Below are 12,611 nucleotides of genomic sequence, written 5' to 3' on the forward strand. Positions count from 1 at the left end.
GTGCGGTGATAGGTTGACTGCCGTATCGGCCGTCGACCAGGAAGACAGTGATGCAGTATCAGTCCACGCGGGGCCACGACGTGCCCCAGCACTTCTCGGACATCCTGCTCGGCGGCCTGGCCCCCGACGGCGGGCTCTACCTGCCCGCCGAGTACCCGCAGCTGACGACGGACGAGCTCGAGTCGTGGCGGTCGCTCTCCTACGCCGATCTCGCCTACGAGGTGCTGCGGAAGTTCGTCGACGACATTCCCGAGGACGCGCTGCGCGACATCACCCGGCGGACCTACACCGCCGAGATCTACTGCAACGGCCGCCCCGGTGACGACACCTCCCTCATCACCCCGCTGCGCACCCTCGGCGAGGAGCAGGGCGCGCCGCTGCACCTGCTGGGTCTGTCCAACGGACCGACGCTCGCCTTCAAGGACATGGCGATGCAGCTGATCGGCAACCTCTTCGAGTACACGCTGGCGCGCGACGACGCCGACCTGAACATCCTGGGTGCGACGTCGGGGGACACCGGCAGCGCCGCCGAACACGCGATGCGTGGCAAGCGCGGTATCCGCGTGGTCATGCTGAGCCCGCACGGTCGGATGAGCAGCTTCCAGCGGGCGCAGATGTTCAGCCTGCAGGACGAGAACATCGTCAACCTCGCGGTCGAGGGCAACTTCGACGACTGCCAGGACATCGTCAAGGCGGTCTCGCGCGACGCGGAGTTCAAGGCGCACCACGCCATCGGCACGGTGAACTCGATCAACTGGGCGCGCGTCGTCGCGCAGGTCGTCTACTACGTGCACGGCTGGTTGCTCGCCACCGACGGACCGGGGCAGCGGGTGTCGTTCTCCGTCCCGTCGGGCAACTTCGGCAACGTCTGCGCGGGACACATCGCGCGGTGCATGGGCCTGCCGATCGACCGCCTCGTCGTCGCCACCAACGAGAACGACGTGCTCGACGAGTTCTTCCGCACCGGCGTCTACCGTCCGCGGTCGGCCGCCGAGACCCACCACACGTCGAGCCCGAGCATGGACATCTCGAAGGCCTCGAACTTCGAGCGCTTCCTCTACGACCTGGTCGATCGAGACGCCGCCCGGCTGGGCGAGCTGTTCTCCCGCCTCGACACCGAGGGCGGCTTCGACTTCACCGGCACCCCCGAGTTCGACCGCATCGCAGGCGATTTCGGGTTCGCCTCGGGCAAGAGCACGCACGGCAACCGCGTCGAGACCATCCGCGACGTGCACGAGCGCTACGGGGTGGCGATCGATCCGCACACCGCCGACGGCGTCACCGTCGCGCGGCGCCACCTCACCGCGGGCGTGCCGATGATCGTGCTCGAGACGGCGCTGCCGGCGAAGTTCGCCGACATCGTCCGCGAGGCGCTCGGCCGCGAGCCGGAGCGGCCGGCGGCGTTCGAGGGCATCGAGGATCTACCGCAGAAGTTCGACGTGGTCCCGGCGGACGCGGACCGCGTGAAGGCGGTCATCGCGGAGCACACCGGACGCTAGTTGTTCTTCGCGGCTGTAGCGCTTCTGACTACGAGGTTCGATTTTGGCAGTGAAGATTGCCCGCGGACCGTTGGAAAGCCTGAGGAGCGCCGCCGCACTGTTGCCACGGTGTCCACAAATACAGGGCTCCGCTAAATTAGATTCCGAAAGGCTCCGGAATCTCCGCCCGTGCTCCTGTACACCGAACAGTGACCCCAACGAGGGCATGGTCTCAAACTAGTGGCCAAAATCATTGCCACACCTACGATATCTAGCAGGTCTGCGCCCGCACATCCGCCTTAACGGAGAAATGCAGCGGCGGCTCGCACGCCAGCGCCAGGGTCGAGTCCAAACAGGTGCAGTGGATAAGCGGGCCCGTAGATGATGTGGGTCTATTCTCGATGACGCCCCGATCAAGACGGCGGTGGCGTCGTTGCTCGACCAACCATTGACTTGCCCGTATGCCGCCGCTTAACTAACCTGAATTCCTTAGCGCTCTGCACTACGGACGTCTTTTTCTTCGCTTAAGACGCATCTGGAGGCCTCGTTGTTTCACAGTCACACTCAACCGTGGGGGACCGGAAACGCACAAGCCTGGATCCGCGAAAAGTACGGACCGGGCTATGAACCGGTGCCTTACAAGACAACCTTCGCGAGCTTCGACTACGGAGAATTCGCGATCATGCACCGCATAGTCGCGCGTCGGGTGGATCTCTACACCGGCAGGTACACGTTGAAGTCCATGCCGCTGCATGATGCTGCATTGCCGGAAGACCTGATCTTCCCTATCCCCCTGCGTGACGAAGCAAACAACTTGGACGCTTTCAGCTATCACTGGCAGCAGCTGACATACGCTTTCAAACTTCCAAGTCCTGCGGACTTCCCAGCGCTGACGTTGTCCGATCATGAGCGGGCGCTTCTGAAGCAGTACGTGGCCTACTGCCGTCGACTCGCGAAGTACTCTGTTTTCAACGAAAAGCTCGGCTCGCTCTCTATTACTACTCAGCATGATGAGACCTACATATCCGCCACGCTACCGAGCGAGGAGGCATTCACTGCGGCGTCCGCTACTTTCAGGCTCATCAACAACGACGGAGATGAGGCTTCGTTCGACAAGGCCTTCAAACTCCTCAACAAGACTCTGCAAAGCGAGACTAGCTCGCGCATCGCGCGCGGAAATGTCGTACTTTCTGCATGGATGCAGGCACGCAAGGAAATCAGCAAACAGATGTTGGAAACATACATATCGCGTAAATTGGTAGCTCACAAAGAAATCGACAAGCGACCACCTCTCACATTTTCAAACATTAATCCTAGCAGGCTGATTCGTGATTTCAATTACGGCGACACACTTCACTGGGGGAAAAGGCGAGAAGCGCTTGCCGAACTGACGGCGGACGGCCAGATGGAGCAATTCTACAAGTACTGCGTCCTCAGTTCGATGCTGAGCCTGGGTCATTTGTACTTTGGTTTCGCGGTCACAGTTGAGGCTGCACTGGGCGCTCGCAGGTAGCAGGCAGGCCCCGGCACGAGAGGATGGTCGTAGGCCGGAGTGGACACACACGACTACTGCAACGCATGCAGGAAGAACCGCAGCATGCCTTCGACAGCGGAGCTGGCGTTAGCCCAGTCAGTCAAGATGGCGACATATTCGCGGCATGCCTATGCAATAGTCGTCGATGCGAGAAGCCAAGATACGAGCATCTCAGCCCTCCGCATGAGCGCCAACTGGCCCGTACAGACACGTTCAGTAGGCCGCGCGATCGCATGGATGGCGGCCAATAGGTTGAACGACTAAACGTCATTTTGAGTTTTTTGACGTACATTTGTGAGCGAGAGCAGGAGAACAACCTGAATAGTTGCTCTTTGTAAGTCTGCACCGCAAGCAGCCTGGTGATGTCGAGGTACGATACCCGCATGCTTGGTCAGGCGTTCATGTGGTTCGTGGCTCCAATCCTTGGGTTCCTCTATATCTGGAACGTCATCGGTTTGGTGATCACGCGCCGAGACCGCTCGTGGCCGGTCAAACTTGCCAAGCATAGCTGGCAGGGCCTGTTGCTACTGTTCGTAACGCTGGGTGTATCCGCGGCTTCGATCGTGCGAGGCGTTCAGCTGCTGATTGCATTCTCTTCCATGTAAAATCGTTATGAATTTGTCAATTTCTTCGTCGACCGTCGTTCTAAATGCGGCCACCCTCGAAGCCTGCGATCCGCGCTAGTTCCGGGTTTGCGGCGAAGCCGTTAGTCACTCCTAATGTGCCTCCGACCGAAGCGTGCGCTTTACTGATGCGTGAACGCTGTTCGTGCCCCAAGCTTGTCGCCCACCAGCGCTAGTACCTCCTTGGCCTCGAACTTCGTATGACCGCGTCCTTTCGTGTCGGGTTGTTCCCATAATGGCGCGCCTAAGCCCCGTCACGTTCGTTTGTTCCTCCTTGCAAACCCGGTACCGGTTGGCCGATTTGTCCGCGAAGTTGGTGATGCCAAGAAGGCTTCCCAGCTGTCGGTGCAGCTGTGGGTATCCCACACCGACACCAATACGCCCGCCTGTCTGTTGTCGTCGCAACGCAGTCCAAACGTCCCCGGCCAATACAGCTAGCCGCTTCTACCTGGCGTCAGCCGGCGATGTCACGGTGGTAGGCCGCCATCGCGGCGGTGAGGGCGCCGAAGACACGGTGGGCGGCGTCGAGGTCGGCGTCGGGCAGGTCGGCCATGGCCGTCCGGACGTGCACGCCGAGCGGACCGAAGAACTCGCGTGCCACCTCCATGCCGGGCTCGTCGTACCGCAGGATGACCCGGCGTCGATCGCGGGTGTCCGGTTCGCGGCGGATGTGGCCGGACGTGATCATGCGCTCGACGAGGTAGGTCATGGCGGCCGAGGACAGCCCGAGGACGGAGCCGAGCTCACCCGGGGACACGGGCCGACCGCCGACGTCGGCGACCATGATGTGCAGCAGCGCTCGGAAGTCGTTGGCACTCAGGCTGTGCTGGGCTCCGAATACTCGACCGAGACGATCGGACTCGGCGGTCATCGCGCGCACGTCCGATGCGATGCGGGACTCGAGCTCGGCCCGCTCGGGGGTAGGACGGCCGTCCTGGGCTGACATCGACACTCCTTCGACCGGAGTCAGACTACTCGCGCTCAAGTATCTCAGTTGCTGAATCATCAAAAAACTGAGATAGTTGTCGCCGTGAGCGCATCGACCGCACCCGCCGACTCGTCGTCCCCGTCGTCCCCGTCGTCGCTGTGGAGCCGCGTCTCCGCTCTGGTCTCCTCGCGCCGATCCTGGATCGTGGCGCTGATCGTCACCATCGCGGCCATCGGACTGGTCGGCGGCGTGGGGGCCAACGACGCCGCCGAGAGCTCCCCCAGCTCGGTCCCCACCGACGCGGAATCGGCCCGGGCGAGCGCAGTGCTCGAGCAGTTCCCCGACGCCGACGTCGCGTCGACCATCCTCGTGGCCACCCGCGCGGACGGCGGAGCGCTCACCCCGCAGGACCTCGCGGCCGTCGACGAGGCACGCGGTCGCATGCTCACCGTCGACCGCGGCCTCGACGCCGATTCCCCGGCAGCGCCGGTGATTCCGTCGCCCGACGGCCAGGCGGCCATCGCCCCGGTGCAACTGTCGACGGCGGAGACCGGACTCGGCCTGTCCGACACCGTGACCGAGCTGCGCGACGCCGCCCGTGACGGTGCGCCCGCCGACCTCGTCCTCCAGGTCACCGGTGGGCCGGCCTTCGGCGCCGACATCGCGAACTCGTTCTCGGGCGCCAACTTCGTCCTCCTGGGCGTCACCGCCCTGGTCGTGGCCGTCCTGCTGATCGTCACCTACCGCTCGCCCGTCCTGTGGCTGATTCCGTTGGCCGTCATCGGATTCGGTGACCGCGTGGCGTCGTCGGTCGGCACGGCCGTCGCCGAGCTGACCGGGCTGTCGTTCGACGGCAGCACGTCGGGCATCACCAGCGTGCTGGTGTTCGGCGCCGGCACCAACTACGCCCTGCTGCTCATCTCCCGCTACCGCGAGGAACTGCGCCGCGAGGCCGACCATCGCGTCGCGCTACGCCTGGCCGTGCGCCGCGCCGGCCCGGCGATCCTCGCCAGCAACGCCACCGTGGTGCTCGCGCTGCTGACCCTGCTGCTCGGCACCCTGCCCAGCACACGGAGTCTCGGCGGACTGGCCGCGGCCGGACTGGTGGTCGCCGCGATCTTCGTCCTGTTCGTGCTCCCCCCGTTGCTGGCCCTGTTCGGGCGAAAGCTGTTCTGGCCGTTCGTCCCCCGCGTCGGTGATCCCGAGCCGACCGACAAGGGCGTCTTCTTCCGCATCGCCTCCGGGGTGAGCCGTCGCCCCGGCCGCACGGCCGTCGTCTCCATCGTCGCCCTCGCCGTCTGCGCGCTCGGGCTGATCGGCACCAGCGTGGGGCTGTCGCAGACCCAGCAGTTCCGCGTCGAGGCCGAGGCCGTGACCGGCATCGACACCCTCGCCGAACACTTCCCCGCCGGTCGGTCCGATCCGACCGTGGTCATCGCGCGGACCGACGCCGCCCCCGCCGTTCAGGACGCACTGGACGCGGCCCCCGGCGTGGTCTCGGCGACCGAGTCGGCCGCGTCGACCACCGGGCTCACCGAGTGGTCCGTCGTCCTGGACGGTGAGCCGGCCTCCGATGCCGCGTTCGACGCCGTCCGGGCCGTGCGCGGCGAACTCTCCGCCGTCCCGAACGCCGACGCCGTCGTGGGCGGCAGCGACGCCGAGGCGCTCGACACCGCCGACGCCGCGCAGCGGGACCGCCTGGTGATCATCCCGGTGATCCTCGCCGTGGTGCTCGCCGTCCTGTTCCTGCTGCTGCGCTCGGTGGCCGCGCCGCTGATCCTGGTGGCCACCACGGTGCTCAGCACCGTCGCCGCGCTGGGCGTGGGCAGTTGGGCCAGCCAGACCGTGTTCGGCTTCCCGGCCCTGGGCGACAACGTCCCGCTGTTCGCGTTCCTGTTCCTCGTCGCGCTGGGCGTCGACTACACGATCTTCCTGGTCACCCGTGCGCGGGAGGAGACGCCGCAGCACGGCACCCGGACCGGCATCGTGCGCGCGGTCGCCTCGACGGGTGCGGTCATCACCAGCGCGGGCATCGTGCTCGCCGCCGTGTTCGCCGTGCTCGGCGTGCTGCCGCTCATCCTGCTCACCCAGCTGGGCATCATCGTCGGCATCGGCATCCTGCTCGACACCTTCGTCGTCCGGACCGTCGTCATCCCGGCGCTGTTCACGCTGGTGGGTCCCCGCATCTGGTGGCCGACCGCGCTCGACCCCGAATCCGAAGAACCATCGACACCCGAAGATCCACGGACACCCACTCACGAAGGAGCTCATCGATGAAGCGCACGTTCGCCCGAGCCGCCGCTGCTCTCGCCCTCGCCACCGGAGCCGCACTGGCCGGCAGCGGCGCCGCCTCCGCCCAGCCGCTGTGGGAGCCGCTGCAGCCGATCCAGAAGCTCGACATCGAGCGCTACACCGGCGACTGGTGGCAGCTCGCCGCCGTGCCGCAGCCGTTCAACCTGAACTGCGCGAAGGACACCAAGGCGAACTACCAGCTGCTCGACCCGGCGAACGTGCGCGTGCAGAACACCTGCACCCGCTGGGACGGCGGCCGCAACGAGATCCTCGGCAACGCGCGCGTCAACGACCCGGTCACTCAGGCGCAGCTGCACGTGAGCTTCCCCGGCGTCCCCACGCAGGACAACCCGGACGGCCCCACCAACTACATCGTCACCTACATCGCCGACGACTACTCGTGGGCCCTGGTCGGCGATCCGTTCCGCACGTCGGGCTTCGTCCTCTCGCGCTCCCCGCAGGTGAGCACGGAGAAGTGGCAGGAGATCCGGCGCGTGGTCGAGAGCCGCGGTTACAACGCCTGCCTGGTGCTCACCTCGCCCACCACCGAGGGCTCGAACGAGATCCGTCCGCTCTGCACCGTCTGACGCACCGAGGACCGCCGCGGTGGCTCGCGTCACCGCGGCGGTCGACGGCCCCCGTGCGCCGATAAACTGGGCTCACCATGCTCACACCCATCACGGTCGCGCTCTACGTGCTTCCCCTCGTCGCCGCGGGGTGGGCGACGGTGAAGATCGTCCGCGACAAGCCGCTGCTGCTGGCGCACCGCAGCGACCGCGTCTTCTTCCGTTTCCTCGTCGGCATCGAACTGCTCGTGATCGTGCAGGCCGTCGTCGGCTTCGTCAGCCTCGCGGTGACCGATCACCAGGTCCACGCCGTGACCTTCGGCGCCTACCTGATCGGGCTGACACTGCTGCTGCCCCTCGGGGTCTGGTGGTCGCTCGGCGATCGCAGCCGCGGCGGTACCGCCGTCCTCGTCGTCGTCACCCTCACGCTCGCGGTCATGGTGCTGCGACTGACCCAGATCTGGAACGGCCATGCCTGACGCCCACACCGACGACACCCGCGCAACCCTGGCGGCCACGACGCGGTCGGGGCCGGGTCGCATCCTCATCGCCCTCTACGCGATCTTCTCCGTCGCCGCGACGTCCCGGTCCGCAGTGCAGATCGCGACGCGATTCGACGCGGCCCCGATCGCCTTCCTGCTGTCGGCGTTCGCCGCGGTGGTCTACATCGTCGGAACCGTCTGTCTGGCCCGCGCCTCGGTCGTCTCCCGGCGGATCGCCACGATCTCGTGCGTGGTCGAGCTGGTCGGCGTCGTGGCCGTCTCGATCGCCAGTTACGCCGTGCCGCAGGAGTTCCCGGAGCCGACGGTCTGGTCGCACTTCGGGTCCGGCTACCTCTTCGTGCCGGTGGTCCTGCCCATCGCCGCGCTCTGGTGGCTGCGGCGCACCGAGCGCGTCGGCGGCTAACCCAGCTTGGCCAGGTTGGTCACCGAGTCCCGCACGTCGGATTCGAGCACCTTGGCCACGACGGTGCCGATCGGACCGCTGAGCAGTCCACCGCGGAAGTTCGCCTCGAGGGTGAACGTCGACCCCGCGTCCTTCGGCGCCACCAGCATGCGCAGATCGATCTTGACCCCGCCCTTCCCGGTGCCGAGCAGGGCGATCTCGTGCGGCTTGTCGTACTCGGCGATGGTCCAGGTGATGACGTTGCGGAAACCCTTGACCTTGATCAGGGAATCGACCGTCACGCCCTCGTGCAGCGTCGTGGGAATCGGGCTGCGCCATCCGCCGAAGATGGTCATCCAGTCGTCGAACCCCGACAGGTCCGACGCCCGCGCCCAGGCCTCGTCCGGTGTCATCGTCGATTCCACCGACACGTTCACTCCCGCCACGCGGATCCTCGCTCCCACTCGTCGTGCCCGAACCCGGGTCACCGGTCCGGATCGAGTCCACCTGTACCCACGGAGGACTCGCCACAACCGTCCCACGGCTCACCGAGGCGCCCCCGCCTAGGGTGGAGCGCATGCCACCCGCCGGGTCGACGCGTCGCGAGATCGACGGGCACACGCTGACCTTCACGAATCCGGACAAGATCCTGTATCCCCAGACCGGCACCACCAAGGCCGAGGTGATCGACTACTACCTCGCCGTGGCCGACGCCATGCTGCCGCATCTGGCCGGCCGACCCGTCACCCGCAAACGGTGGCCGAACGGCGTCGAGCACCCGGCCTTCTTCGAGAAGAACCTCGCCGCGTCGGCTCCGGACTGGTTGGACCGCCGCCGCATTCATCATTCGGACCGCGTCGTGGTGTACCCGGTGTTCCACGGCCACGCCGACCTCGCGTGGCTGGGGCAGCAGGCGGCGCTCGAGGCGCACGTCCCGCAGTGGACCTTCGATCGGGACGAGCAGGGCAAGGCCACCCGCATCGTGTTCGACCTCGACCCCGGTGACGACGTCGACCTCGACACGTGTGCGACGGTCGCGTGCGCGGTCCGGGCCATGGTCACCGACATCGGACTGACCGCCTTCCCCCTCACCAGCGGCAGCAAGGGAATTCACCTCTACGTGCCGCTGGAGAAGCCGGTCACCTCGGCGGGCGCGTCGACCGTCGCCAAGCGCGTGGCGACGCTGCTGGAGGGCACGATGCCGGACCTCGTGACGGCGTCGATGTCCAAGGCGCTCCGGCCCGGCAAGGTGTTCCTCGACTGGAGTCAGAACAACGGCAAGAAGACCACCATCGCGCCGTACTCGCTGCGCGGACGCAGCCGGCCGACCGTGGCCGCCCCTCGGACCTGGGAGGAGATCGAGGGCGGCGGGCTGACCCAACTCGCGTTCGGCGAGGTGATCGATCGCCTGCACCGCGACGGCGATCTGCTGGCGGATCTCGACGCCGCCGTGCCCGGGGGCACCTCCGACCGGTTGGGGCCGTACCGCGGTAAACGCACCACGTCGCGCACACCCGAGCCCGTCCCGACCGGTTCGGCGCCGGAATCCGCCTCCGCGACCACGACCTTCGTCATCCAGGAACACCACGCCCGTCGGCTGCACTACGACTTCCGACTCGAACGCGACGGCGTGCTCGTCTCGTGGGCGGTACCGAAGAACCTGCCCGCCGACACCGCGACGAACCACCTCGCCGTCCACACCGAGGATCACCCCCTCGACTACGCCACCTTCGAGGGCACGATCCCGTCGGGCGAGTACGGCGGTGGCGAGGTCACCGTCTGGGATCACGGCACCTACACGACCGAGAAGTGGCGGGACGACGAGGTGATCGTCACCCTGGCCGGCCAGCGCGTCTCCGGCCGGTACGCCCTGATCCGGACCGGGGGCGATCAGTGGCTGGTCCGCCGGACCAAGACGACCGCGTCGGGCATCCCGCAGGGCGACGCGGCGCTGCCCACCCGGGTTCGTCCCATGCTCGCGACCACCGGTGAGCTCGACGCGCTCGACGCGGATCAGTGGTCCTTCGAGGGCAAGTGGGACGGCGTGCGCGTGGTGGCCACGTTCGACCGGGGCGAGGCCGTGCTCGAGAGCCGCACGGGACAGGACCTCACCCGTCGCTACGCGGGCATCACGGCGTTGGCGGCGGACCTCGCCGACCACCGGGTGGTGCTCGACGGGGAAGCCGTCGCGTACCGGGAGGACGGCGTCACCAGTTTCGAACTCCTGCAGGACGCCCATCCCGACGACGTCCAGTACATCTGCTTCGACATCCTCCATCTCGACGGCACCGACCTCACCGGCAAGAAGTTCGCCGACCGACGCCGCATTCTCGAGCTGCTCCTCACCGGCCTCGAATCGGCGACGGTGTCGCCGCTGATGGCCGGCACCCCGGCGGGCGCGCTGGCCGAGAGCGAACGACGGGGGTGGGAAGGCATCGTCGCCAAGCGCCGCGATTCCGTCTACGAGGTCGGCCGGCGCAGCACCGCGTGGATCAAGGTGAAGAACTGGCGGACGCAGGAGGTGGTGATCGGCGGGTGGCGTGCCGGACAGGGCGGGCGGACCGGCAGCATCGGCTCCCTCCTGCTCGGGGTCCCCGACGGCGACGGGCTGCGGTACGTGGGCCGGGTGGGGACGGGATTCACCGAGCGCGCCCGTGCCGACCTGCTCGACCGGTTGCGCCCACTGGTGCGGGAGGACTCACCGTTCGATCGTCCGCTGCCGACCGTGGATCGCAAGGACGCGACCTGGACCGAACCCGTCCTCGTCGGCGAGGTGCGGTTCTTCGAGTGGACCGAGGGTGGGTCGTTGCGTCACCCCAGTTGGCGCGGGCTGCGCGAGGACAAGAATCCCGACGACGTGGTGCGGGAGTCCTGACCCCACCGGGGGCTACCCGGGACCGTTCACAACACCCGCGCATTCGATTGCCGGTGTTCGCGCGCATGGTTACGGTTCGGATACGGAGCGGGGTGCCGGTTGCTGTGCTCGCACGGCACGGGGGGCGTCGGTTTTTCGGGACCATTACGGGCCCGAGGACCGATGTGCCACCATCGGCACCGACAACCGCACGGTCGGTTCGTAGGGAGTGGTATCACCGTGGGCACAATTCGTCGTTCGTTTCTCGTCGCCGTCGCGGCCGCACTGGTCGCCGTCGGTCTACCCGGTTCGGCGTCCGCGGGGGCGCAGTACCCCATCCCCAACGCCGACCCGTTCTACTCCGCCGGCGGCGACATCTCCGGAGTCGCCCCCGGTACGGTGCTGGCGGCGCGGCAGGTACCCAACCCGCCCAACTTCATCGGGGTGAACACCTGGCAGCTCGCGTTCCGCAGCACGGCCAGCGAGGGCAAGCCCATCGTCGGCGTGACCACGGTCTTCGTGCCGGTCGTCAAGGCGCCGGACGGGCCCCTGCTGTCCTACCAGCAGATCGTCAACGCTCTCGGGCTGAAGTGCGCGCCGTCGCAGGCCCTCTACTCCACCGACCCCAACGTCGTCATCCGTGACGCGGCAGCGCTGAACGTCGTGTTCCAGCGCGGGTGGTCGGTCGCCATGACCGATCATCTGGGCCCCACCAGCGCCTACGGCGCGGCCAAGCTCGGCGGCCAGCTCACCCTCGACGGCATCCGCGCCGCCAAGAACTTCGACCCGCTGCAGCTGCGCAACAGCCCGGTCGCCATGGCCGGCTACTCCGGCGGCGGCATGGCCACCGCCTGGGCCGCGGCGCTCGCGCCGTCCTACGCCCCCGAGCTGAACATCGTGGGCAGCGCCCAGGGTGGGGTGCCGATGAACCTGGTGAAGATGGGCTACCTGCTCGGCGAGGACACGCCGCACCCCGCGTTCGGCCTCGTCCTCGCCGCCGCCATCGGCCTGGGGCGGGAGTACCCGGATCGGATGCCGGTCTCGGAGAACCTGACGCCGCAGGGCACCGCGATGATGAACCAGGTGGCCAACTCCTGCACCAACGACATCCTCGCCGTCGGCGCGAACCACAGTGCCGCGGAGATCACCGCCAACCGGTCCGTGTTCCAGGACCCCGAGGGTCGGCGCGTGGTGGAGGAGAACAGCCTCGAGCTCTACCCCGGCATCCCGCGAGCGCCGATCTTCGAGTGGCACAGCCCCACCGATGTGCTGATCCCGGTGGACGCGATCGACAACTCGACCAGGCGGTACTGCGCAGCCGGCACCCCGGTGCAGACCCTGCTGACGCCGAGCCCGGACCACCTGTCGGCGGCCCTGCTCGGCCTCCCCGCAGCGCTGCAGTGGCTGAACGACCGCTTCGCCGGGCTGCCCGCGCCCAGCACCTGCTGATC

At 67.2% G+C, this 12,611-nt stretch carries 11 protein-coding genes; 9 read left to right on the top strand and 2 right to left on the bottom strand.

Annotated features, from left to right (window positions below):
* The first annotated feature begins 50 nt into the window (after positions 1 to 50).
* From thrC to RC2_RS08860, 3 genes are all read left to right on the top strand, one after another.
* The gene (gene thrC, locus RC2_RS08850; RefSeq protein WP_068144249.1) at positions 51 to 1,499 is read left to right on the top strand and encodes a threonine synthase; all 1,449 of its coding nucleotides are present in this window, start codon (positions 51 to 53) and stop codon (positions 1,497 to 1,499) included.
* A 610-nt stretch (positions 1,500 to 2,109) separates the two neighbouring features.
* Entirely contained in the window at positions 2,110 to 2,991 is an 882-nt protein-coding gene (locus RC2_RS08855; protein WP_082895310.1) for a hypothetical protein, read from the top strand.
* Positions 2,992 to 3,395: 404 nt separating this feature from the next.
* A complete protein-coding gene (locus RC2_RS08860) occupies positions 3,396 to 3,617 on the top strand; it encodes a hypothetical protein (protein WP_068144246.1) in 222 nt (73 codons plus the stop codon).
* Positions 3,618 to 4,089: 472 nt separating this feature from the next.
* On the opposite strand, the gene RC2_RS08865 is transcribed toward RC2_RS08860, so the two are convergent.
* Positions 4,090 to 4,581, bottom strand: coding sequence for a MarR family winged helix-turn-helix transcriptional regulator (locus RC2_RS08865; RefSeq protein WP_068144273.1), 492 nt, complete (start codon positions 4,579 to 4,581; stop codon positions 4,090 to 4,092).
* 138 nt (positions 4,582 to 4,719) lie between these two features.
* Here RC2_RS08865 and RC2_RS08870 point away from each other — a divergent pair, with 138 nt between their 5' ends.
* From RC2_RS08870 to RC2_RS08885, 4 genes are all read left to right on the top strand, one after another.
* Positions 4,720 to 6,840, top strand: coding sequence for an MMPL family transporter (locus tag RC2_RS08870; RefSeq protein WP_245811049.1), 2,121 nt, complete (start codon positions 4,720 to 4,722; stop codon positions 6,838 to 6,840).
* On the top strand, positions 6,837 to 7,442 hold the full coding sequence (locus RC2_RS08875) for a lipocalin family protein (RefSeq protein ID WP_068144245.1): 606 nt from the start codon (positions 6,837 to 6,839) through the stop codon (positions 7,440 to 7,442). Before RC2_RS08870 ends, RC2_RS08875 begins: the two co-directional genes overlap by 4 nt.
* 77 nt (positions 7,443 to 7,519) lie before the next feature.
* Positions 7,520 to 7,900, top strand: a complete 381-nt coding sequence (locus RC2_RS08880) for a hypothetical protein (RefSeq protein WP_068144243.1) — start codon at positions 7,520 to 7,522, stop codon at positions 7,898 to 7,900.
* Complete coding sequence (locus tag RC2_RS08885) at positions 7,893 to 8,327, top strand: hypothetical protein (RefSeq protein ID WP_068144241.1); 435 nt, start codon at positions 7,893 to 7,895, stop codon at positions 8,325 to 8,327. Before RC2_RS08880 ends, RC2_RS08885 begins: the two co-directional genes overlap by 8 nt.
* Here RC2_RS08885 and RC2_RS08890 read toward each other — a convergent pair.
* The gene (locus tag RC2_RS08890; RefSeq protein WP_068144238.1) at positions 8,324 to 8,752 is read right to left on the bottom strand and encodes a type II toxin-antitoxin system Rv0910 family toxin; all 429 of its coding nucleotides are present in this window, start codon (positions 8,750 to 8,752) and stop codon (positions 8,324 to 8,326) included. The genes RC2_RS08885 and RC2_RS08890 overlap by 4 nt on opposite strands.
* A gap of 131 nt (positions 8,753 to 8,883) precedes the next feature.
* Between RC2_RS08890 and RC2_RS08895 the strand changes: the two genes are divergently transcribed.
* Both RC2_RS08895 and RC2_RS08900 read left to right on the top strand, forming a co-directional pair.
* Positions 8,884 to 11,181, top strand: coding sequence for an ATP-dependent DNA ligase (locus RC2_RS08895; RefSeq protein WP_068144269.1), 2,298 nt, complete (start codon positions 8,884 to 8,886; stop codon positions 11,179 to 11,181).
* A gap of 219 nt (positions 11,182 to 11,400) precedes the next feature.
* Positions 11,401 to 12,609, top strand: a complete 1,209-nt coding sequence (locus RC2_RS08900; RefSeq protein WP_371828661.1) for a lipase family protein — start codon at positions 11,401 to 11,403, stop codon at positions 12,607 to 12,609.
* The last annotated feature ends 2 nt before the right edge of the window (positions 12,610 to 12,611 follow it).

It is taken from the genome of Rhodococcoides corynebacterioides NBRC 14404, from assembly GCF_001894765.1.
Classification (GTDB): Bacteria; Actinomycetota; Actinomycetes; order Mycobacteriales; family Mycobacteriaceae; genus Rhodococcoides; species Rhodococcoides corynebacterioides.